General features: G+C 60.8%; 17 protein-coding genes and 4 pseudogenes. 18 read left to right on the top strand and 3 right to left on the bottom strand.

Going from position 1 to position 22,523, the window contains the following annotated elements:
* Window positions 1-54: 54 nt before the first annotated feature.
* From RHE_RS23360 to RHE_RS35215, 8 genes and pseudogenes are all read left to right on the top strand, one after another.
* Window positions 55-1,173, top strand: a complete 1,119-nt coding sequence (locus tag RHE_RS23360; protein WP_011427729.1) for a carbohydrate ABC transporter permease — start codon at window positions 55-57, stop codon at window positions 1,171-1,173.
* Window positions 1,173-2,084 carry a carbohydrate ABC transporter permease gene (locus RHE_RS23355; protein ID WP_011427728.1) on the top strand — a complete coding sequence of 304 codons (912 nt, stop codon included), beginning with the start codon at window positions 1,173-1,175 and terminating at the stop codon, window positions 2,082-2,084. The genes RHE_RS23360 and RHE_RS23355 overlap by 1 nt, the downstream gene beginning before the upstream one ends.
* Before the next feature lie 17 nt (window positions 2,085-2,101).
* The gene (locus RHE_RS23350; RefSeq protein WP_042119731.1) at window positions 2,102-3,151 is read left to right on the top strand and encodes a LacI family DNA-binding transcriptional regulator; all 1,050 of its coding nucleotides are present in this window, start codon (window positions 2,102-2,104) and stop codon (window positions 3,149-3,151) included.
* 122 nt (window positions 3,152-3,273) lie between these two features.
* On the top strand, window positions 3,274-3,735 hold the full coding sequence (locus RHE_RS23345; RefSeq protein ID WP_011427726.1) for an RbsD/FucU family protein: 462 nt from the start codon (window positions 3,274-3,276) through the stop codon (window positions 3,733-3,735).
* Window positions 3,732-4,658, top strand: coding sequence for a ribokinase (locus RHE_RS23340; protein ID WP_011427725.1), 927 nt, complete (start codon window positions 3,732-3,734; stop codon window positions 4,656-4,658). Before RHE_RS23345 ends, RHE_RS23340 begins: the two co-directional genes overlap by 4 nt.
* A 49-nt stretch (window positions 4,659-4,707) precedes the next feature.
* Window positions 4,708-4,775 (top strand): annotated as a pseudogene (locus RHE_RS34525) (cytochrome c maturation protein CcmE); the annotation flags it as partial.
* A gap of 205 nt (window positions 4,776-4,980) precedes the next feature.
* A pseudogene (locus RHE_RS23335) lies at window positions 4,981-5,739 on the top strand (IS30 family transposase); the annotation flags it as partial.
* Window positions 5,740-5,883: 144 nt separating this feature from the next.
* A pseudogene (locus RHE_RS35215) lies at window positions 5,884-6,062 on the top strand (IS30 family transposase); the annotation flags it as partial.
* Between the two features lie 30 nt (window positions 6,063-6,092).
* Here RHE_RS35215 and RHE_RS23330 read toward each other — a convergent pair.
* From RHE_RS23330 to RHE_RS23320, 3 genes are all read right to left on the bottom strand, one after another.
* Window positions 6,093-6,308 carry a hypothetical protein gene (locus tag RHE_RS23330; RefSeq protein ID WP_011427723.1) on the bottom strand — a complete coding sequence of 72 codons (216 nt, stop codon included), beginning with the start codon at window positions 6,306-6,308 and terminating at the stop codon, window positions 6,093-6,095.
* Between the two features lie 271 nt (window positions 6,309-6,579).
* Complete coding sequence (locus RHE_RS23325; RefSeq protein WP_011427722.1) at window positions 6,580-7,206, bottom strand: response regulator transcription factor; 627 nt, start codon at window positions 7,204-7,206, stop codon at window positions 6,580-6,582.
* 51 nt (window positions 7,207-7,257) lie between these two features.
* Window positions 7,258-13,206 carry an AAA family ATPase gene (locus RHE_RS23320; RefSeq protein ID WP_042119728.1) on the bottom strand — a complete coding sequence of 1,983 codons (5,949 nt, stop codon included), beginning with the start codon at window positions 13,204-13,206 and terminating at the stop codon, window positions 7,258-7,260.
* 514 nt (window positions 13,207-13,720) lie between these two features.
* Between RHE_RS23320 and RHE_RS35210 the strand changes: the two are divergent.
* The 10 genes and pseudogenes from RHE_RS35210 to RHE_RS23275 all read left to right on the top strand — a co-directional run.
* Window positions 13,721-13,834 (top strand): annotated as a pseudogene (locus RHE_RS35210) (helix-turn-helix domain-containing protein); the annotation flags it as partial.
* 86 nt (window positions 13,835-13,920) lie between these two features.
* Window positions 13,921-14,214, top strand: coding sequence for a hypothetical protein (locus RHE_RS23315; protein WP_011427720.1), 294 nt, complete (start codon window positions 13,921-13,923; stop codon window positions 14,212-14,214).
* A gap of 119 nt (window positions 14,215-14,333) precedes the next feature.
* Complete coding sequence (locus RHE_RS23310; protein ID WP_011427719.1) at window positions 14,334-14,975, top strand: Rieske 2Fe-2S domain-containing protein; 642 nt, start codon at window positions 14,334-14,336, stop codon at window positions 14,973-14,975.
* Window positions 14,972-15,820, top strand: a complete 849-nt coding sequence (locus RHE_RS23305; RefSeq protein WP_042119725.1) for an aromatic ring-hydroxylating oxygenase subunit alpha — start codon at window positions 14,972-14,974, stop codon at window positions 15,818-15,820. Before RHE_RS23310 ends, RHE_RS23305 begins: the two co-directional genes overlap by 4 nt.
* On the top strand, window positions 15,817-16,476 hold the full coding sequence (locus RHE_RS23300) for a glutathione S-transferase family protein (protein WP_011427717.1): 660 nt from the start codon (window positions 15,817-15,819) through the stop codon (window positions 16,474-16,476). Before RHE_RS23305 ends, RHE_RS23300 begins: the two co-directional genes overlap by 4 nt.
* A gap of 1 nt (window position 16,477) precedes the next feature.
* On the top strand, window positions 16,478-17,857 hold the full coding sequence (locus RHE_RS23295; RefSeq protein WP_011427716.1) for an amidohydrolase: 1,380 nt from the start codon (window positions 16,478-16,480) through the stop codon (window positions 17,855-17,857).
* A gap of 20 nt (window positions 17,858-17,877) precedes the next feature.
* A complete protein-coding gene (locus RHE_RS23290; protein WP_011427715.1) occupies window positions 17,878-18,978 on the top strand; it encodes a BMP family ABC transporter substrate-binding protein in 1,101 nt (366 codons plus the stop codon).
* Window positions 18,979-18,981: 3 nt separating this feature from the next.
* Entirely contained in the window at window positions 18,982-20,502 is a 1,521-nt protein-coding gene (locus RHE_RS34890) for an ABC transporter ATP-binding protein (RefSeq protein ID WP_011427714.1), read from the top strand.
* A complete protein-coding gene (locus RHE_RS23280) occupies window positions 20,499-21,596 on the top strand; it encodes an ABC transporter permease (protein ID WP_011427713.1) in 1,098 nt (365 codons plus the stop codon). The genes RHE_RS34890 and RHE_RS23280 overlap by 4 nt, the downstream gene beginning before the upstream one ends.
* Window positions 21,593-22,504: an ABC transporter permease gene (locus RHE_RS23275; protein ID WP_042119723.1), complete on the top strand. Its 912-nt coding sequence runs from the start codon at window positions 21,593-21,595 to the stop codon at window positions 22,502-22,504. The genes RHE_RS23280 and RHE_RS23275 overlap by 4 nt, the downstream gene beginning before the upstream one ends.
* The last annotated feature ends 19 nt before the right edge of the window (window positions 22,505-22,523 follow it).

The raw sequence follows: 22,523 nt of genomic DNA, 5'->3' as shown, positions 1-22,523 counted from the left end.
GCTGGCGGACTCAAAGGCTCCGCCGGCGCCCATCTTGTCCGGCGAGGAATATCAATGTCGACAGTCGAAGGCGACCTGCTCCACACGGTCGAAGCCGGCTCCATTTCCGCGAGCCGTCGTTTCTGGGGCCGCGCGGCTCTATGGCTGAGCGCGCTATGGTTCATGGCATCCTTTGTGTTGCAGGCTGTCCACGAACTTGGCTGGACCGATTGGGGCTTTGCCAACTGGCGGCCGGTTCTTTACGCCTATTTCATCTGGGCCGCGGTTCTTTGCGTCACCCGCGTCGTCATATACGGCGAGGCCGGCAAAAAGGCGCTCTTTGTTCTGCCGGCGGCGCTTTTCGTCGTATCGATGGTGGTCTTCCCGCTGCTCTTTGCGCTCTGGATCGGCTTTTCCGATTGGAACCTCGCATCTTCTGTCGGTCGGCGCTTCAACGGGCTCGACAATGTGCGCCGGATGATCGCCGATCCGTTCTATGCCAACGCCTTGCTCAACATGATCCTTTATTGCCTTGCGATTGCTGTCGAATATGCGATCGCTTTCGGCCTGGCGCTGCTCCTCAACCAGGAAATCATTGCCCGGAAGTTCTGGCGCGTCACTTTCCTCGTGCCCTTGATGCTGTCGCCGGTCGCGGTGAGCTGGATGGTGGGCAAGTCGATGCTGGAGACCCGGTTCGGCCCGATCGCACGCCTTGCCCGCTGGCTCGGCTGGGAAAACCCTTCCTTTTTCGGCGATCCGCTGACGGCACGCCTTTCGATCATGATCATGGACGCCTGGACCTTCATTCCATTCATGATGATCATGCTGCTCGCCGGATTGCAGGCCTTGTCGAGGGAGGTGCTGGAGGCGGCCGAAGTCGACGGCGCCACCAAATGGCAGCGCTTCTGGCAGGTGATTTTCCCGCTCATGCTGCCTGTGTCGGTCACGGCAGTGATGATCCGCATCATCTTCAAGCTCAAGCTCGCCGACATCATCATCACCGTGACATCGGGAGGTCCCGGAGGAGCGACGGATTCCGTCACCAGTTTCATCTATCGCGAATATCGCGACCGTTCGAATGTCGGATACGGAACCCTGCTCGCGCTCGTCTATCTGGTGATCATCGTCGTCGGCATGACGGGGCTGATGAAGATCTTCGACCGCATCGTCAAGCGGATGACAGGAAGGCTCTGATGGTTCGCATCGATTTCGAAAAATACGGGCGGGGCCAGCGGATTCGCTGGTGGGCCATGCGTTTGGCCGTCTACGGCCTGCTCGCCATCTGGGCTTGTGTCTGCATCTTTCCGCTGTTCTGGACGGTTTCGACCTCGTTCAAGACGGCCGCAGATGTCATGCGCGGCAATTTGATCCCCTGGTTCAACTTTGCGCCCAGCTGGCTCGGCTGGCGCTCGCTCGGGCTCTCTCCCGATACGATTCCCCAGATATCGACCGTGCGCGACGAGTTCATGCGCCGGCTCTGGAACAGCGTCATCATCTCCGTCACGGCGTCCGCTCTTGCCGTTGTGCTCGGATCGCTGGCCGCCTACGGCCTCAGCCGCTTCTCCTACAAGTTCGGCCATATGCGCAATTCCGACATTTCCTTTTTCTTCCTGTCGCAGCTCATCATGCCGCCCGTCGTCCTCGCCCTGCCATTCCTGGTTCTCTACAAGGAACTGGCGCTGCTCGACACCTATGCCGGCATGATCGCCGTTTATACGCTGATGGTTCTGCCGATTGTCGTCTGGATCATGCGCGACCAGTTCGCCACCATCCCGGTGGAGCTCGAGGAGGCGGCCCTCGTCGATGGCCTGTCGGTCTGGGGCGCGTTTGCCCGGATCATTGTGCCGCTCGTTCTGCCGGGCATGGTGGCGGCCTTCCTTTTGGCGCTGATCCTGTGCTGGAATGAATATTTCTTTGCCGCACTGCTGACCTCCACCAATACCAACACGCTGCCGGTGATGATTGCCAGTCAGACAGGGAGCCAGGGCATCAACTGGTGGTCGATGGCCGCCCTTTCCACCGCCGGTATCCTTCCGCTGGTCATCGTCGGCGTCGTGTTGGAAAAGCACATCATCGCCGGGATGACCGCAGGAGCGGTAAAATAGCCGCGGAACGTTTGAACATGTCAAAGATGCCCACAGTAAAGGATGTCGCCGAATATGCGGGCGTCTCCGTGGGCACCGTTTCGCGCGTTCTGTCGGGCGAAGCCGCGGTCAAACCCATGCTGCGTGAAAGGGTCAACGATGCCATTTCGGCGCTCGGTTACCGGCCGAACGTGACTGCACGAGCCTTGCGCACCAGCAGAACCGACGTCATCGGCCTCGTCGTTCCCGACATCACCAATCCTTTTTTTGCGCAGCTTGCGGCAAGCGTCGAGCGTGCGGCGCTCGAATGCGGTCACAGCCTGATGCTGGCAAGCTCGCATAATGACAGCGACGCGGAGCAGAGCCATGTTTCGGCTTTTCTCGACCGGTCGGTGCGCGGCATCATCGTGGTGGCTTCGAGCGACGGTTCAGGTCTCGATCTGCCAGCCTCGGTGCCGGTCATATCGCTGGACCGGCGCTTCGGCACCTTTCCCCTGGTATCGACCAATCATGCGCAGGCGGCCACGCTGATTGCCGATCATCTCTATGGGCTGGGGCACCGGCGCATCGCCTATATTGCCGGGCCGACCGACACCGAAGCAGGGCGCATGCGCAAGGAGGCCTTCGTCAGCCACATGGACGGCTTCGCCAAAACCGGCGAGCCTGTCGAACTGGAAATCGCCCATGGCAGATTCGACTACGAATCTGGCGAAAAAATTGCCCGCGAGCTGCTTTCACGCCCGCCGCAGGACCGGCCGACGGCGATCGCTGCCGCCAGCGACCAGCAGGCGATCGGCGCCTTGCGTGCCGCCCGCGACCTCAAGATCGATGTGCCGCGAAAACTGTCCGTCACAGGCTTCGACGACATTTCGCTTGCCAATCTGGTGGTGCCGCGGCTGACAACGATACGCCAGCCGGCTGACATGCTGGCGCGGCGCGCGGTCAGCCTTCTCCTGGAGGAACCGCCGGGCAAGGGGGACGAAATGGTGGACGGATCGCTGATCGTGCGTGGTTCGAGCGGCCCGTGCCCGCAACCTGGCGCACCGGCCCGAAAATCGGAATCGATTCTCGGAAGGCCCGATGCATAGATCCAAAGAGTGAGAGCGTCATTTGTGCGTCCGAAAGGGTCGCGGTTCTCCAAGGCGGAAATCGCCAGACACGGAAATTGAAGCACGGCCGGCGCTCCGGCTAAAGAAAGGATGGAAAATCAATGCTCAAGGGAATTCGGGCCGAACTCAACGGCGACATTCTTCAGGCACTTTGCAATATGGGACATGGCGATTATCTCGTCATCTCCGACATGAACTTTCCATCGGACTCGATAGCCCGCCAGACGCGCCTGGGCAGACTGCTGACCATGGAAAACATTCCCGCGCCGCAGGCGATCGACGCGGTCCTTTCGGTCCTACCTCTGGACACGCCGATCCAGCCTTCGGTTGGCCGCATGGAAGTGATCGGCAAGCCGGATGAAATTCCGCCGATTCAGCAGGAAGTGCAGGCGATCGTCGACCGCGCCGAAGGCAAGCCATCGCCGATGTATCCCGTCGAACGCATGGCGTTCTACGACATCGCCAAAAAGGCCTATTGCGTGATCGCGACCGGGGAATTGCGGTTCTATGGATGCTTCCTTCTGACCAAGGGCGTCATTCCTGCGGAAGAGGCTGTGAGATGAGCGAAAAAAGCGGGATCGTCATTTTAGGCATTTTTGCCGCCGACACCGCCTATAAGGCAAAGCGCCTGCCCCATATTGCCGAGACGCTGATGGGATCGGGTTTCACCCTCGGGCCGGGAGGCAAGGGCTCCAACCAGGCGATTGCCGCGGCAAAGGCAGGCGGCAAGGTGACTTTCATTTCACGGGTGGGCAACGACGCGTTCGGCGCGATGGCCCTTGGGGCCTATGCGGAGGCGGGCGTTAAAGCCAATGTGATGCAGATGGAAGGCGTTTCCACGGGTGCCGCCTTCATCTTCGTCGACGAGGTGAGCGGCGACAACGCCATCATCGTGGTGCCTGGCGCCGCGGGGCTGATCGGCATCGAAGATGTCGAAGTGAACCGGGCGGCGATCGAAAGCGCGGCTCTTTTCATGACACAGCTCGAACAGCCGCTGGAAGCGGCCTTGCACGGCCTGTCGATAGCCAAGAGGGCTGGGGCAACGACAATCTTCAACCCGGCCCCGGCCAGCGCCATCCCGAACAGCATCTATGGCTTGTGCGATTTCATCGTTCCCAATGAAGTCGAAGCGGCGGAGTTGGTGGGTCATGCGATCGGAACCGACGAGCAGGCACGCGCAGCGGCGCGCACGCTGGTCGATCGGGGCGCGAAAGCAGCGGTCATCACGCTCGGCGCCCGCGGCGCACTCTATCACGCCGCCGGGCAGAGCGAATTCGTCCCCGCATTTTCGGCCGGAAATGTCATCGACACAACCGGTGCCGGGGACGCCTTTCTCGGTGGGTTCGCGACGGCGATTTCCGAAGGCCGGGCGCCAATCGAGGCCGTCCGTTTCGGCTGCGCGACCGCCGCGATCGCGGTAACACGGCCGGGCACGGCTCCCGCCATGCCTTCTCGCGCCGAGATCAGCGCCTTGCTGGGCTCCTGATGATCGCTTCGGGGCAGGAGCCTCACATGACAGCTGCAGAAGATTCGAGATGACGCGCAAGCAGAAGGCCTTGGGGTGATCGCTGGTGAAATGAGTTTCATCCTGGCGGCCATGTTATAGGTGATGTTCGCCTTCAGCCAGTCGGTGGCACCCGCCGCTGTTGCGCTGCGCGCAGCGGAGCGAACGCCGCCTTCGTGCGGCTGGCAAGGGCCGCCGTTCCATAATGTTGATTACGCCACACGCCTGTGTAGCCGGGTGGGTTCAAGGATGAAGTGCGACTTGCGATAGATACCAATGGGTTATCACTCGCAAGGAATGACTGATGAAACGCACCTACTCGCAGATCGACATGGATGAACGTCGCAGGATCGCTGGCTGGCGAGCAGCGGGCCTCAGCGCCACCGTCATTGCCGAGAAGCTCGGCCGGCATCGCTCGACGATTTTCCGCGAGCTCAAGCGGAATGCTTTTGAAGACCCGCAGATGCCGGATCTGAGCGGCTACTATTGCGTCACCGCCAACGAGATGGCCCGTGAGCGCAGAGCCAAGCTGCGCAAGCTCGCCCGGTTCTCCCATGTGCGCCAATCGGTGATCGAACGGATCATCCATGGCTGGTCGCCACAGCAGATCGCCGGCCGCATGCGGCTGGAGCGCCATCCGATCTGCGTCAGTTATGAGACGATCTACAAGTTCGCCTATTCCGCAGACGGTCAGGCCATCAAACTGTGGCCGCACCTGCCGGAGCGGCGTGCGAGACGCAGATCGCGGCATGCCCGCCGGCGTCACGGTCGCCGCTTCAGCCCGGAACTCAACATCCTTCATTGTCCCGATACTGTCGCCGAGCGCAAGCAGTTCGGCCACTGGGAGTGCGATCTCATTCAGTTTCGCAAGAAGTTCGGCAAGGCCAACGTGACCTCATTGGTCGAGCGGGTCAGCCGTTTTGCTGTCTTCCTGCGCAACAATGACCGGCAGTCGAAGCCGATCATGGACGGGTTGATCGAGGTGCTCCAACCCCTGCCCCACGCTGCTCGACGCTCAATCACCTTCCACCGAGGCACTGAGTTCAGCGAATGGCCCTATCTGCAGGAGTACATTCTATTTCCAAGTGCGACATGCCAGAAAAAACAAGTCGAAGCCGATCGTGGACAGGTTGATCGAGGTGCTCCAACCCCGACCCACGCTGCTCGACGCCCAATCACCTTCGACCGAGGCACTGAGTTCAGCGAATGGCCCTATCTGCAGGCTGGCATCGAAACGCAGACTTGATTCTGTGACTCACAGTCGCCCTGACAGAAAGGCACGGTCGAGAACACCAATGGCCGGGTTCGCAAATGGCTTTCGAGAGAGGTGGACCCCTGTCGATCACCGATGGCGAGATGGAGGACATCTGCGACCGGCTCAACTCTATAGCGGTCGCCTAGATGGCGATCGAACAGTTACTGTTGTCTCCAATCGCGGTGCTCCCTCTGGGCAGGCGCAAGGATGCCATGGGATTCCGCACGGTTCAGCATGTTGACCATTTCTTCCGCCTCATCGGCGGTAAGCATGTCCATAACGAAGCCGTCGACGAGAGCTTTCCGATCCGAAACTGTATCGATTACCGTCCAGTAGATGTTGAGGTTCTTCTGCAGGGCGTATCTCTGGTTTTGCATGGATGATACCTTTCCTCGGTCTTTCAGTACTCGCGTTGCGTCAACATCGATGAACGTCCGTCCAATGGTAGGGATGCGCGGACCCGACGCAGATTCTTGCACCGGGACGCGATAACGTCCGTCCTGTCTCTGCAGGTGTTTTCAGCTGGTAAGAGGATAGAGCCGACGGCCTTCGGAACGTATTGCCGAATGAGATAAGGGACCAGCCGAATTGGCGCCCCGATTATCCACCCGTGGCAGGCGCCCGATACTTTGGTCTAGACACGGGAGCCTACCTGACCCACGCCGGCTTCGTCGTCAATCCGAGGCTGTCCGCCATCCGGACCAGGTCAACGAGAGATCTCGCCTGCATCTTCTGCATGACGTGGCCGCGATGAACCTTGACGGTCACCTCGCTCAGGCCCACATGAGCGGCGATTTGCTTGTTGACGCTGCCCGCGACCACCAGGTTCATGATCTCGCGCTCGCGCGGCGTCAAGGAATCATAGCGGGACCGAAGCTCGGCAATGAGCGCGACTTCCTGCCTCCGAGCGCAATCGCGCTCGATTCCGGCATAGGCGGCATCGAGCAATTCCTGCTCGCGCAGCGGCTTCGTCAGAAATTCGATAGCGCCGGCTTTCATCGCCCGTACAGAGATCGGAATGTCGCTGTGGGCACTGATAAAAATGACTGGAAGCTCAATTCCAAGGGAAGTGAGCATGCTCTGAAATTCCAGGCCGCTCCGCCCCGGCAGCCTTACATCGAGAATGATGCAGCCCGGAACCTCAGGGCGCTTGCTATCCAAAAACTCCTGGCTGGAAGCGAATGTCAGTACCTCAAGTCCAACCGAGCGCAGGAGATCGCCGAGGCCTTCGCGGACAGATGCGTCATCATCAATGATGTAGACAATCTCCTTCATCCATGTCCCCAAGTTTTGCGCCGGTCAGGCGGCGCCCCGGACATGGATCCATTATTTCTCCTCGGTTGGTAATGTAAACTGAAAAATGGCACCGTGGGGCGCGTTTGGCATGGCCCAGAGTCGGCCTTTGTGAGCCTCTATGATCGAGCGACTGATCGTCAGACCCATGCCCATACCCTTAGGTTTGGTACTGAAGAACGCCTCGAATATATCGCCGATCTTCGCCAGGTCGAGGATAGGGCCTCTATCGCGGACTGCCACCAAAACGGCATTGGGTGCTGCCTTTTCAGTGCTTACGACGAGTTCGCGCGCTCCTTTTGGCGTCGCCGCCATCGCGTCGTTGGCGTTCATGATAAGGTTCAGGATCACCTGCTGGATTTGCACTTGGTCCCCTACGATCGGGGGCAAGCCGTCGGAGAGGTTTGTACGAAGCGACACCGCACTGCGCTCGAGGTCCGTGGACACCAGCGCAATCGTCTCGGACACGATATCGTTGATATTCAGCCGGTCCCTGCGTTCGGGTGATTTCTTCGCCATTGCCCGAATCCGGTCGATGACCTCGGAGGCTCGAAAAGCGTCGCTGATCATGCGCTCGATGGCGCGACGGGCGGAGACGATGTCACGGGGATCCGCGTCGAGATAGCGAAGGCAGGCATTGCCGCTGCTGACTAGCCCGGTGAGCGGCTGTCTGACCTCGTGGGCGATGGAGGCTACAAGTTCTCCCATAGTGGTCAGCCTGCTTACATGGGCAAGTTCTGCTCGCGCAAGCTGAATAGCATCCTCGGCTTGCCTGCGGTCGGTGATGTCACGCGCCAGCGAAAGACGAAACCATTGCTCTTCCTGTCGGAATTTACCGACGCGAACCTCGACCGGAAACGTTGTTCCGTCCTTACGTCGGTGGAGCGTTTCGAAAGTCATTGGCTGTCCTGCGTCGACGCGATCCACCAATGTCGCTAGCGACTTTTCGTCGATAGCTCCGTCAAAGTCGCGCGGGTGCATACCAATCAATTCTTCCCGGCTGTAACCGAGGCTTTCACAGGCTTGGCGGTTGACGTCTATGACGGTCAGATCGTCGGTATGGAGAAAAAAGGCATCGGTGGCATGGTCGACGAAGGTCCGAAAACGAGTTTCGCTTGCTCGCAGCCTCTCCTCTGCTCGCTTGCTCTCGGACAGGTCGAGCACGAAGGCCACCGCCTGGCTCCCGGCCCCCTCGAAACTTGCCTCACCGATCATCACGGGTACGTGACCGCCATCCTTTCGCTGGTACACCTTTTCAAAGGGGCGGACGCTGCCGGTCACTCTCAGCTCGGCCTCGGCTTTGGCGTCACGCTCGCGCCACTCCGGCGGTGTCAGCTCTTTATCGAGCAACTGACCCGCCAAGAGTTCGTCACGGCTGTAGCCCACCATTTGCAGGAACGCCTCGTTGGCCTCGATAATCCGACCTCCGATATCTCGGATAAAAATTCCGATGATGTTCGCTTCGACAAGCCGGCCTATTCGCGCTTCACGTTCTGCCAAGTCGCGGTAAAGTCCAGTGATTTCGAGCGTGCTGGCGGCTTGCGAGGCGATCAGCTTCAACACCGGAATGCGCCCCGGCGCGAAGACCCGGCCCGCCAGAGTGTTTTCCAGATACAGCGCACCGATCAGCTTCGCGTGATTGATCAGCGGCAAACAGAGAATGGATCTGGCTGCGCGATGGCGGATATAGGGATCGGCCGCAAAGGCGTTTTCAGCCGACACATTGTCGAGGCTGACGATTTCCCGCATACGCAGGACGTAATTGAGAACTGATTCCGGCATCACGCCGGTGATGGCCTCATTACGCAACTCTATGAGGATCGCTTCGCCGCGGATCGTCGCCTCAGCGGCAATCCGCGGTTCGCCGCCACGCGACAGGATCAGAAGGCCACGTTCGGCTCCCGCCTGCTCGACGGCCATTCGCAGCACCGTATCGATCAGCTTCTCGACGACGATTTCGCTGGAAACTGCTTGCGACACCTTGATGACGGTGGCGAGGTCGAGATGCTCGATCGGCGCTTCGATCGTGCTTGTTGCAGCCGGTGCCAATTGTCCATCCCGCAGTTGGGGATAGGCTTCTTCGAGCTGCCGCACCTTGCCGTCGGCTCCCCAACTGAGATAACAGCGACGGGCGTTTTGAAGATAGAGGCGAGCAATCTGATCGAAGCCGCGCGCCCGGTAAAAGGCGGAAGCGCGTTCATACGCGATCGCTTCATCGTGTGGGAGCGCGTGCTCATGCGCCAACTGGATCGCCTGTTCATAGAGGCGCTCGGCATGCAACTCACGGCTTCCCAAGCGGGCGATCTCTGCGCCAAGCAATTTTGCGCGGCTTGCGAAATTCTCCGGGCAGTGCGCGGCCCAAGTGTCGAGCTTCCGGCGGTGAGCGCGTATGGCCTTGCCATAAAGAGCTGTTTCAGTAGTCGATCCCTGCAAAGCAGAGGCCAATGAAAGGCCGGTGTAGAAGTGATATTCCGCCCGCTCGAAAATAGCGGGCGTCATCCAGAGGAGGCTTTCTGCTTTCGCCGCTGCCGAAAGTGCTGTGAGGGTATCGCCGGCAAATACGCATGCCTGTAGCTTGCGGATCCAATACAAGCAACTGCCCGGCTTGCCGTCGGTCTTAAGTTCGAATTGCTGCTCGTCGAACCCTTCATCGTTGAAGCATCCGAAGATTGGCGTCAGCCCGCGAAGCGTTCGGATGAGTTGGAGCTGCCCGCTGATGAAACCGACGGCGACTCCGAAGCCGGCCTGACGCGCGAAATCCAGGCCGGCTTCCGCATCGCGCTGAACCTGCGAGAGGGGCTCGCCAGCGGCCAGAAGGTAAGTCACAAGGTTATTCCGGCTTAAGACGGCGTAGGTGAGATCGCCGACCTGCTGTGCCGTTTCGAATACGCGCTGCGCAAGCGCACGGCCGGTGCGGACATGACGCGACGATGATTTTGCAAGGTTGCCGAAGGCGAGGTAGACCCGTGCCTTCAGGCGTTCCATTCCAGGCTGTTCCGTCAGGTCCAGTCCGAGCAGGCCGAACCGAAAACCGGCTTCATAGTTGCCAAAATAGGGCCCGAGCACCGTGCCCACAGCAGTGAAGGCGTAAGGCGATGTGTCGCTGTTGCCGTGCTTGAGGCTGAGGTTGCCCATTCTCCCGATAACGAGGCAGCGCAGATTCTCGTTGGTAAACAGGGCCGGAGTAACAAGTGAAGTCAGAACGTCCATGGTCGCGAGCGCGACAGGGTCCGCCATTGGGGGCGAGTTAAGCAGCGCTTCGATAGGGCGGCCCCCGAGTTGTCGCCAAAGCCGTGCGTATTCCTGGCGGACCTGGCTCCTGGTCGGGTGGGACGACCACGAAATGCCGACCCGGTGCAGATAGTCGAGGCCGAATATGATAGCCTGATCGCTCCGACCCAGGCTCATGAAAAGGTCGACGCGCAGGCGCGTGACGCGGGCCAGATCGGCGAGGCTGGTGGCTCGGCTTGCCAATTCTGCGAGGCGGGCCTGCGCCTCCGCCGGTGCTCCGGTCAAGAATTCGCATTCGGCCCTGTGGAGTTCGAGGCCAAAAGCGAGTTCGTATCGGCGCTCCCAGGCATCGTCCGGCAAGTAAGCCGCACCCGTGCCGGCATAGGCCAGCGCGGAGTCGTATGCAGCCGACGCCCTAGCGCGGCGCGTGGCAAGCAGGTTCAAGTCCGCGAGACGCTCGCGCTCTTCACCGGGCGCGATGAGCGCGCCGCCGCAGTTGAGTTGGCCGACAATCTCGAAAATATTCTCCTCGAGCGCCTGCGGCGGCGTATGCATCAGCAGGAGGCGGCCGATGGAAAGATGCGCTGCCGCCCGCTCATCTTCAGGGATCAGCCCATACGCGGCCTCCTGAACACGATCATGCAGGAAGCGGTATGATGACCCCTCTTCAAGCAGCACGAGTCCGGCCCGCGCCGCGGCCAAAAAGTCTGCATGAACCGCGTCGTGATTTTCGCTCCTGATCAGAGCCAGAGTATCAACCGCGGCATGATTGCCGAGACACGCTAGCATGTTCAGGGCAGCCTGCGTGGTATCGGGCAGGCGCCGCAGCTTGCTTAGCATAAGATCCACGACGTTATCGGTATAGCCTTTGGCTCCTATGCGATCGAGATCCCAATCCCAGTGCGTCTGTTCGCCATTGAATTCGAGCAGGCCTTCGTCCGGCAGCGCGCTCAGGAACTGGAGCGCGAAGAAGGGATTGCCTCCGCTCTTCTTGTGCACTAGTCGCGCAAGCGGCTGGACACGGTTGCTTCCGCAATGAAGTGCGTCAGCCAGCATCCGGGTCAGATCTTCCAGCCTAAGCGGCGTCAGCACGATTTCATGCACTTGGCCACCGGCCTCCCGGATCGCTATCAGCCGGCGGATCAGCGGATGGGTGGGCGATACTTCGTTGTCGCGATAGGCGCCAATGAGCAGCAGGTGACGCATATCCTGCTGGGTGCACAAATCTTCAAGCAGATCGAGCGTTGCTGCGTCCAACCATTGGAGATCGTCTAGAAACAGCGTGAGCGGATGTTCTGCTGTGGCAAACACTCGCAGAAGGCGCCTGATGTTCAATTGGAAGCGGCGTTTGGCGTCCTGAGGCGGCAGATCCGCCACCGCCGGAAACCGGCCGATGACAGATTCAAGTTCCGGAATAAGCGTTACCAGCAGCCGACCGCTCGCGCCCAGTTCCTCGGTTAAAGCAGCGCGCCAGGGCGCGAGTTCCGCTTCACTCTTGCCCAGCAGCACTCTGACGAGGCCTTGCAGGGCCTGCGCTACGCTGGCATAAGGAATGTGACGCTGGTTCTGGTCGAATTTGCCGGAGGCAAACAGCCCACGCGGCGGCACGAGCGCGCGGTGGAGCTCATTCACGACCATGGATTTGCCCACGCCGGCATGACCCGAAACTAGCACCAGCGTCGGCCCAGCGCCCGCGACGACACGGTCGAATGCGGAGGTTAGCGCGGCGATCTCGCGTTCGCGACCGTAGGGCCGCTCGGGAATCACCAGTCTGTCCGGCACATCGCGTGTCCCGAGCGGAAATTCTGCGATCCGCCCATTCTTCTCGCTCTGGACGAGGGCACGTCGCAGATCCGCCTCTAGCCCGGCGGCCGTCTGGTAGCGTTCCTCTGCGTTCTTGGCGAGCAGCTTCATCACGATTGCCGAGATAACGCCTGGTAGCTCTTTCACACGGTCGGACGGCGGCACCGGTCGCCTGGCAACGTGGCAGTGCACCCATTCCATCGGATCCGAAGCAGTGAACGGCAACTGGCCGGTGATCATTTCGTAGAGCGTGATGCCGACGGCGTAGAGGTCACTACGCGAGTCCACCGATCGGTTCATGCGGCCGGTCTGTTCGGGCGCCATGTATGCGAGGCTGCCAGCAATGACCTCAGGGGGCTCGGCGGCCTGGCGCTCACGAGAAAGATGCGACGCCACTCCGAAGCCCGTGAGACGGACCCGCCCTTCCGCCTCGTCCGCCAGTATATTCGCCGGCTTGATGTCCCTGTGAATGAGGCCGCATCCGTGAGCCTTGCCGACGGCCGCCGCAATGCCCTTGGCAAGACGCAAAAAGACAGTGAGTTCGTCGGCCATGCCATGGCTGTGCCTTCCCATCAGCTGCGGGAGGGGCACGCCGCCGCAATCTTCGAGCACGAGCACGATACGACCATTTTCCGTTGTGAAATCCAGCGGTTTGGCTGCCCACTCCCGGTCGAGTTCGTCTTTCAGGTGATATTCGTGGGCCAGTCTGTCGAGGCTGGTTCGACTGGGATGTTCGGCTGCAAGCCGCACCGTCAGAACGGCTTTTGATGCGCCGTTGCCGCTCCTGATCAGCTCCCGAGTAAAGATGCGATCGCCGTCAGTCCAGGAGGATTGTGGCTCGTGGTACCGAAGGTCAGTCGATGTCTGCTGGCCGATGGAAGCGAGAGCGCGCTTCCGTCCGAACATGTTCCTCCTGGTCTTCTGCGCATCTTTGACCGTGTCGTCCATGGCACACCGCTCGCTTCGATGCCGCCCGCATACCATCGGGGGTGCAGGCATCGCAGATCCAATCAAGCTTCACCGACTTTCCTCTCATGTCAACGAGCCTATGCTTAGGATTATTGTGGCGGTCGCATCTCTGCTGATCTTCCCGACTCACGTCCCAGTGCATGTTGTTTAAGGCAGTTCCGCTAAGAGCAAAGCTGCGGCAATGCGTTTCATGCTATAAGAGGCGCCGCGCCGGCAGGGGTGAAGGTCTTGCGGTCAAGCAAAACGCCGGCGCGGCAAGTCGGCCCGTGATGGGAGGGCGTTTGTTTTAGGGCCGTTGCAACATTAACTCTGCCTGGAACACCCTCGCTATTATGCCGAAGTATACTTGTTTAGCCCTTTCGCCCGGTTTCCTAAACCGGACCAATTATGCCGGATGTCGGTCGCCCTTCTCCGTGCCGATACCCAGTCGCTAGCATTAAATGCGCCCGGATCCCATTGGAGGCTATCGGATCGCGCCACGGGCGATACAGGAATGGCCCGCTCTTTCGTGCAATTGAGTTTGGACGAACGCCGAGTGATAGCGCAGATGCATGCCAAGAAGATCAGCCAGGCAGAGATTGCACGCACCCTCAGCCGTGATCGCTCGAACTATCCAGGAACTCCCGCTTATGGCCCCTTTCACAAAGACGACGAAGCGCTATGCTGTCATCGCAGGTCGACCGAGAGAATTCCATGACACGATCAGGGCCGAACGAGCTACGCGAACGGATCACGATCCTTGGCGACGTCAATTCCGCCTCATTCGTCCCGTGGATTCGCCGCCATGCCGACAAGCTCGGCCTTTCCCAGGATTTTTTGCACGCCGGCGCCGAGCGGATCGAACTCGAGGTCGCAGGGCCCGTCGAGCTGATCGACATGCTGGAAATGGGGTGTTCGCTGGGGCCGATCGATGTCTGGGTCGACGAGATTCAGCGCAGGATTGTAGATCCCATCTCTACACCGAAGTCCGAACGCCATCCGACTTGATGCCCTTAATTTGATCATTGTTGCCAATGCGAATTTTTTATGCAAGCGTCAGAAACGGGGATTGCACCGACACTTAACTCGCGGCGCCAGCCCACTGGTAAGATTGAGGAAATAACGTCATGCCTTCCGATACGGCCGGCTCCTGGACGCCTGTCGCCCTTTCTGCCGATCTGCCGCCGGCCACCGTTATACCGGCCTGGACCCCGCTAGGAGCGATCGCTCTCTGGCGTAGCCAGTCTGGGCGCGCATCGGCCTCGTCGGACCGTTGTCCGCATCGCGGAATGCGACTGTCCCATGGCTTCGTGCGAGGCGAGGCGCTCTCCTGTATCTATCACGGCTGGAGCTATTCGCCGGCGGGAGGATGCATTCGCATCCCGGCTCATCCCGATCTCGTACCGCCGGAGACGATTCGCGTGGCTGTTCAGCAAGTTGCGGAATCAGATGGGATCGTCTGGATAGCGGTCGGCGAACCGGCAATGCCGCCGCCACGCCTCGATAATCTTGCGCCAATACGTTCGCTGACACTGGATGCCGACGTAGCGGCGATCGAAGCAGCCGCCGGCGAAAAAGCTGATGCGGATGGGTTGATCCGAGTCGCTGATTGTCCCTGGGTCCGGTTGCTGCCGGCGGAGCAGATCGGCTGCACGCTCATTCACCTCCTGGTCGAACAGGGGCGCAGCGTCGCAGATCGGATTACAGCGTCTCGCATCGCCGAAGCGGTGCGCCGCCGGGCGGAAACACGCCAGAAGGACATGGCATGAAAGGAGCCGGCGCGATGATCGACGAATGGTACCCGGTCAGCCTCTTCAGCGGCCTCACCGAGGCAGGAAGCAAGACCGCTTTGATGGGCGAGCCCATCGAGGTGATACGCACGTCTGACGGCGCGGCGCGGGTCACATCGGGCGATGGACGCGCCCTGCCCGTCCGCGTCCGCTATGGTCATGTCTGGTCTTCTCTCGGTACCCCCGCTAAGGAGCTGTTTGCCATTCCCGAAGCGGATCAGCCTGGCCGCCGTTTCGTCGATGTCGGCGTCGTGCGGGTACGCTGCTCCCCCCTGCGAGCAGTCGAGAATTTCCTCGACATCGCGCATTTTCCCTTCGTCCATACCGATATACTCGGCGCCGAGCCGCATACCGAAGTCGAAGATTATAAAGTCGAGATCCGCGAGGAGGAGGATGAAGTCTGGGCAACGCAGGTGAAGTTCTACCAGCCGCAGGCTGCAAAGTCGGCAACCGGCGGAATAACCACCGAATACATGTATCGCGTGCCGGCCCCGACCTGCTCGGTGCTTTACAAGACCTGCCCTCCGCGTCCGGAGGAATGGGATGTCATTACCCTGTTCGTCCAGCCGCTTGCCGAAGACCTTTGTGACGTGTGGCCGTGGATGGCGCTCTTTGACGACGTGACGCCGATGACAGACCTCATCCACTTTCAGCAGATGATTTTCCTGCAGGATCGTTCGATCCTCGAAAACCAGATCCCTGCCCTACTGCCGCTCGATCCCGGCATGGAAATTCCGACAAGGGCGGACCTCACATCGATCGCTTACCGGCGCTGGCTCAAGCGCCACAACTATCTCTATGGCGCGCAGCTGGTCGCACAATGAAGCTCTACGACTACATCCTCTCGCCGAGCTGTTACAAGATCCGCCTGATGGCTGCGATCCTCGATGTCAAGCTGGACATCCGGCCGGTTGACTTCCATCCCGGCTTAGAACATCGCGGTCCTGAGCTATTGGCGCTCAATCCGGCGGGCTCGATCCCGATCCTCGTGGATGGCGATCTGGTGCTGACCGAATCTTCGGCCATGCTCGCCTTTCTCGCCGCCCGGAGCGGGCCCGAATGGCTGGGCACGAATGCGCCGCAGGAGACAGCGCGCTTGCAACAATGGCTCTCTTTTTCGCATCGGCTGACGACAAATCTCGGCGGCGCACGGTTGCATCAGATGCTTCTGCGCCCAGGCAATATCGAGGCGCTGCAGGCACAAGGGACCGCAGCGCTACGCGAACTGGAAGGCGGCCTTTTCGAGCAGCGGCTCCGCGATATGCGGTTCCTGGCGTCCGACCGCGCAACGATCGCCGACATCGCCTGCTTTCCCTATGTGGCGCTGGCTCCGGATGGCGGAATCTCGCTCGATCCCTATCCGAACATCCGCCTCTGGCTGCGCGCCATCCGCAGCCTTGGAGGTTTCATCGAAATGCCCGGCATCCACCGGCTGCACGAGTTGAGGCCCGATCCTCATCCCGGCAACGAGGAGAAGTGAAATGACCGGCTATCTCCTCAAGAACTGTGCGGCCATTATCGTCGACGAAGGCAACGGGCCAGCAGTGCACCGGAATGCGGATCTACTGACCGATGGTCCGGCGGTCCGGGCGATCGGTACGAACCTGTCGCAGGAGCCTCTGCCTGCCGATACGATCATCCAGGATGCATCCGGCTGGTTTGTCTATCCGGGTCTCGTCAACACCCATCACCACTTCTTCCAATGCTTTGTACGCAATCGGGCCGATCTCGACTGGACGAAGCTATCGGTCATCGAATGGCTCGACCGGATCTATCCGATCTTCTCACGGCTGAACGAGGATTGCTTCTATCATTCGTCGGTCACGGCCATGGCCGAGATGATCAAGCATGGCTGCACCACAGCTTTCGACCATCAATATTGCTTTCCCCGGCACGCAGGAAAGCGTCTGATCGATCGCCAGTTCGAGGCCGCTGAACTTCTTGGCATGCGTTTCCATGCGGGACGCGGCGGCAATACGCTGCCGAAGACCGAGGGCTCGACGATCCCGGACGCCATGCTGGAAACGACGGACGAGTTCATCGCCGATTGCGCCCGGCTGATCGACACCTATCACGATGCGAGCGCCTTCAGCATGCGGCAGGTGGTCGTTGCTCCCTGCCAGCCAGTTAATTGCTACCGCGAAACCTTCGTCGAGTCCGTCGCGCTCGCCCGTGATCGCGGCGTCCGGCTGCACACGCATGTCGGCGAAGGCGAAAGTTCGGTCATCCAAGCGCGGCATGGAATGCGTACGGTCGACTATTGTGCCGAACTCGGCTTCGCCGGACCTGACAGCTTTTATGCTCACTGCTGGGAGCTGACACACGACGAACTGCGCAAGATGGCGGCAAGCGGCACGGGTGTCTCCCATTGCCCCGAGCCAGTCTATCTGGTGGGCGCCGAAGTGACGGACGTTCCCGCGATGGCGGCTTTCGGCCTCCGTATCGGCCTCGGTTGCGATGGCGCAGCCTCGAACGACAATTCCAACCTCATGCACTGCATCCATTCTGCTTATATGCTGCAGTGCCTGGCGGCTTCGACACGGGCCCATCCGGTTCCAGCGCCCGTCGATTTTCTGAGCTACGCGACGACGGGCGGTGCAAGCCTTCTTGGCCGTAGCGATATCGGCCGGCTTGCTCCCGGCATGGCCGCCGACCTCTTCGCGATCGATACCAGGCGGATGGATTATGTCGGAACCCGTCACGACCCATTGAGCCTGATTACCAAGGTCGGGATCGGCATGCCGACTGACCTGACAATGATCAACGGGCGCATTGTCTGGCAGGCCGGCGAGTTTACCGGCCTCGACGAGGCTCAGCTTTTCGCCGCCGCGGAAGCGGCTCTCGAGACAGTCGAATTTTAGAGCCAAAAGAGGGAACTGACATGTCCAACAATCTCACCCGCAGAACACTGATGAAGAGCGCGGCGGCTGCCGGTCTCGCCACGGCCTTTGCCGGCCGCTCGGCGCTTGCCGCCGACGAACCGCTCGGCATCGCACTCGTTGTTCCCTCGCCTATCGGCGACGTCGGCTGGGGTCATGCGCTTGCCGCCGGTATCGACCCGATCAAGGCCGCCTATGGTGACAAGGTGAAGGTCACGGTCATTGAAAACATAGCCGAAGGTCCGGACGCCGACCGCATCATGAACAAGACCGTCGCCGACGGAAATCATTTCCTGATCGCCGGCTCCTTCGGCTATCAAAATGGCGCGCTGCAGATCGCCCGCCGAAATCCGAAGGTGACCGTCCTGCATGCTTCAGGCTTCCAGGTCGCACCAAACTTCTCGCCCTTCGCCGCCAAATATTTCCAGGGAACCTACCTGCTCGGCATGGCGGCGGCGGCCGTTTCCAAGACCGGCAAGCTCGGCTCGGTGTCGGCGTTTGCCATTCCCGAGCTGATCACCTCCATCAACGCCTTCACCCTTGGAGCGCAGGCCGTGAAGCCGGATATCGAAGTGTCTGTCGTCTGGGTCAACTCCTGGTTCGATCCAGCCAAGGAGCAGGAAGCCGCCAAGGCGCTGATCTCGCAGGGCTGTGACGTGATCTTCTCGAATGCGCAGGATACGCCCTCGGTCATCTCGGCCTGCGAGGAAGCCGGCGTTTATGCCTTCAACCTCAACTCATCGATGAAGAAATATGCCGAGAAGACTTATCTGGGCTGCATCGCCACCGACTGGTCACCCTTCTTCAAGGCATCGGTCGACGCCCATCTTGCCGGCACCTTCAAGGGCGCCAATGCCTTCCTCGGTGTTGCCGACAAGGTTGTCCAGGTCGTCGATTGGAACCCGGCGATCCCGGCCGATACGATGACCAAGATCAAGGAAATCGAGGCCAAGATTGCCGATGGCAGCTTCTCGCCGTTTACAGGCCCAATCACCAAGGCCGACGGCAGTGAAGGGGCGGCTACAGGCGCGACGCTGACGGACGCCCAGATCGTCGCGATGGACTGGCACGTCAAGGGCGTGACGACGCCCTTGCCGAAGTAAGCCATGCTGAGCCCGCTTCTGTCGCTGCGCGGCATTTCCAAGAGCTATGGTCAGGTCCAAGCCAATCAGGCGATTGACCTCGACCTCGCACCTGGCTCGATTCATGCCATCCTCGGTGAAAACGGGGCTGGCAAATCGACGCTGATGAAGCTGATCTATGGCGTCGAGCAGCCCGACAGCGGCACGGTCGCCTGGAAAGGGCAGCCCCTCAGCCTTGCCTCTCCCGCAGAGGCAAGGCGCGCCGGCATCGGCATGGTCTTCCAGCACTTCTCGCTGTTCGAGGGTCTGACCGTCGTCGAGAATATCCGCCTGATCGTGTCCGGCAAGAAGAGCGAGCTTGCCGAGCGCGTTCGCAAGCTCGGGCGCGAGTTCAGTCTCGAGGTCGATCCTTTCGCCCATGTGCATTCGCTTTCCGTCGGCGAAAGGCAGCGCGTGGAAATTATTCGCTGCCTGATGACCGATCCGAAACTGCTGATCCTCGACGAGCCGACGTCGGTACTGCCACCGCAGGCGGTGGAAAAACTCTTCGAAACATTGCGCCGGCTGCGCGACGGTGGAGTATCCATCCTTTTCATCTCCCACAAGCTCGAAGAGATCCAATCGCTCTGCGATTGCGCGACGATCCTGCGCGGCGGTCGCGTGACCGGTCATGTCGATCCGCGCGAGCATGACGCCCACGAACTTGCGCGCATGATGATCGGACGCGACATGCCCGAACCCATGCCTGCTCTGCCTTTGGCCGAGGGCGAAAAGCGCCTGGAACTGATCGGCCTCGACTACCGGGTGGATCCTTTTGCCGTGCCGCTCTCCAACGTCAGTCTGGCGGTGCGCGCCGGCGAAATTCTCGGCATTGCTGGGATTTCGGGGAACGGCCAAAGCGAGCTCGCAACGCTCATTTCAGGCGAGACCGTCCTGCCGCGGGATCAGCGCGACCAGATCTTCATGATGGGCCGAGATGTCGGCACGCTGGATGCCGCCGCCCGCCGCCGGCTCGGCTTCGCCTTCGTGCCCGAGGACCGGCTCGGCCGCGGCGCAGTTCCCGAAATGTCGCTTGCTCTCAATAGCCTGCTGACCGCCCATCCGCTCGACCTTGTCAGGCATGGCCTGCTCGACAAGACGCGGGCGAAGTGCTTTACCAGTGAATGCATCCGCGACTACGACGTGCGAACCCCCGGCCCCGAGGCGGAGGCGGGGTCGCTTTCCGGCGGCAACCTGCAGAAATTCATCGTCGGGCGAGAAATCATGCTGGCGCCAAAGCTTCTCCTCTTGGCGCAGCCGACCTGGGGCGTCGATATCGGGGCGGCCGCGGCAATCCGAAAGCGGCTCATCAGCCTTCGCAACGAAGGCATGGCGATCATGATCATTTCCGAGGAGCTCGAGGAATTGTTCGAACTCTGCGACTTCATCCAGGTCCTGCACCACGGCACGCTGAGCCCGCCGCTGGTCACGCGCGACACCAGGCCCGAAGAGATCGGCCGTTACATGATCGGAGCCCAGCCGCATCGCGAGAAAGAGCCCGCATGAGCAGAACCTTCCTCGTCCTGCCCACGCTGGTGCGCCGGGAGCGGGCATCGCTTGCCGCCACCCTTTTGGCACCGCCCATAGCTCTCATCGTCACCGTCATTCTCAATCTCGGACTTTACGTCGTCATGGGCCGCGATCCGGCTGCAGTCGTCTATGCGATGCTGATCGAGCCCTTCGTCTCGTGGGCGTCGTTCTCCGAGGTTCTCTTGAAGACGGGGCCATTGCTCCTCATCGCGCAGGGGCTTGCAATTGGGTTCCGCGCCAAGATGTTCAATATCGGGGCTGAAGGACAATTCGTGCTCGGTGCGCTCTTCGCCTCCGCCATTCCGATCTGGTGGCCCGCGGCAACCGGCCAATGGATCTGGCCGGCAATGCTGCTGCTCGGCACGATAGGCGGGGCATTCTGGGCGTCACTCACCGCCTTCTGGCGCGTCAGGCTCAACGCCAATGAGATCCTCGTTTCACTGATGCTGAGCTTCGTTGCCGTGCAGCTCCTCAATTATCTGCTGCTCGGCCCGTGGAAGGATCCGAACGGCTTCAACTTCCCGCAATCCGTCATGTTCCAGTATGACGCGATGGTGCCGATCCTGATCGAGGGAACGCGCGTCAATGTCTCGCTCATTCTCGCCCTCCTCCTGTCGATTGCCGCCTGGGTCTTCATGCAGAAGAGCTTCATCGGCTACAAATTGCAGGTCGGCGGATTGGCACCGCGGGCGGCGAGCTACGCAGGATTCACGGAAAGCCGGGCAATCTGGCTTTCCCTGCTGATCGGCGGAGCCGCAGCCGGTCTTGCCGGCGCGGCCGAGGTCGCCGGCCCCCTTGGTCAATTGCAGCGCTCGATCTCCACCGGATACGGCTATGCGGCAATCATCGTCGCCTATCTCGGCGGCCTTCATCCGATCGGCATCATCATCTCAGCCATTGTCATGGCGGCGCTCTATATCGGCGGTGACAACGCCATGGTTTCGGCCAATCTCCCGGTTGCCGCCGTCAGGGTTTTCCAGGGCAGTCTGCTTCTCGGCTATTTGGTCGCCATCGCCTTCTCGCGCTACCGCCTTGCCTGGCGTCCGGCGGCAACGAGGAGCGCGACGTGAACGCCATCGAGTTCATCCTCGCCGGAATGCTGGCGGCTGCGACCCCCTTTCTCCTGGCCGCGCTCGGGGAGCTGGTCGCCGAACGCGCCGGGGTTCTCAATCTAGGCGTCGAGGGACTGATGGCATTCGGCGCCGTGATCGCCTTCATCATCGTCTACCACGGCGGCGGCCATTTTCTGGCTTTCATCGCCGGCGGCCTCGGCGCCGCCCTCCTGTCGCTGATCTTTGCGGTCATCGTACTCGGCTTTAACGCAAACCAGGTTGCGACGGGGCTTGCCATCGGGATTCTAGGGCAAGGCCTGTCGGCGCTGTTCGGCAAGAGCTATGAGAGCCTGACGGTCAGGGCTCTGCCGAAGATCGCCATTCCCGGCCTTTCCGAGATTCCCGTCATCGGCGGCCTGTTTGTCCAGGATATCGTCGTCTGGCTTTCGTTGGCCGCAACCATCGCGATCTGGGCGATGTTTGCCTATAGCAAGGTCGGTTTAATCATCCGGGCCGTAGGGGAAAACCCGAAAGCGGCGCATGCCATCGGCTACCCGGTCATCGCGATCCGCTTCGCCGCGGTCGCATTCGGCGGCATGTTGGCAGGCTTCGCGGGCGCCTATGCGGCGACGATCTACACGCCGCTCTGGGCAGATGGGATGATTGCCGGTCGCGGCTGGATTGCGATTGCGCTCGTCGTGTTCGGAACCTGGCTGACCGGCCGCATCTTTCTCGGGGCGTGCCTGTTTGGCGCCGTATCGCTGATGGGACTTGCCGCCCAGGCGACCGGGCTCGACGTCCCCTCGCAGCTATTGGCATGCCTGCCCTATCTGGTGACGATCATCGTGCTCGGCATCATTTCTGCGGATCGCCGCCTGCTCAAGCTCAACGGCATCGCCTCGCTCGGCGAGCCGTTCGAGCGATAGCGATGATGCTCCGGCGCGC

It is taken from the genome of Rhizobium etli CFN 42 (genome assembly GCF_000092045.1).
Lineage (GTDB): Bacteria > Pseudomonadota > Alphaproteobacteria > Rhizobiales > Rhizobiaceae > Rhizobium > Rhizobium etli.
This window is presented reverse-complemented; position numbering and strand designations above follow the sequence as displayed.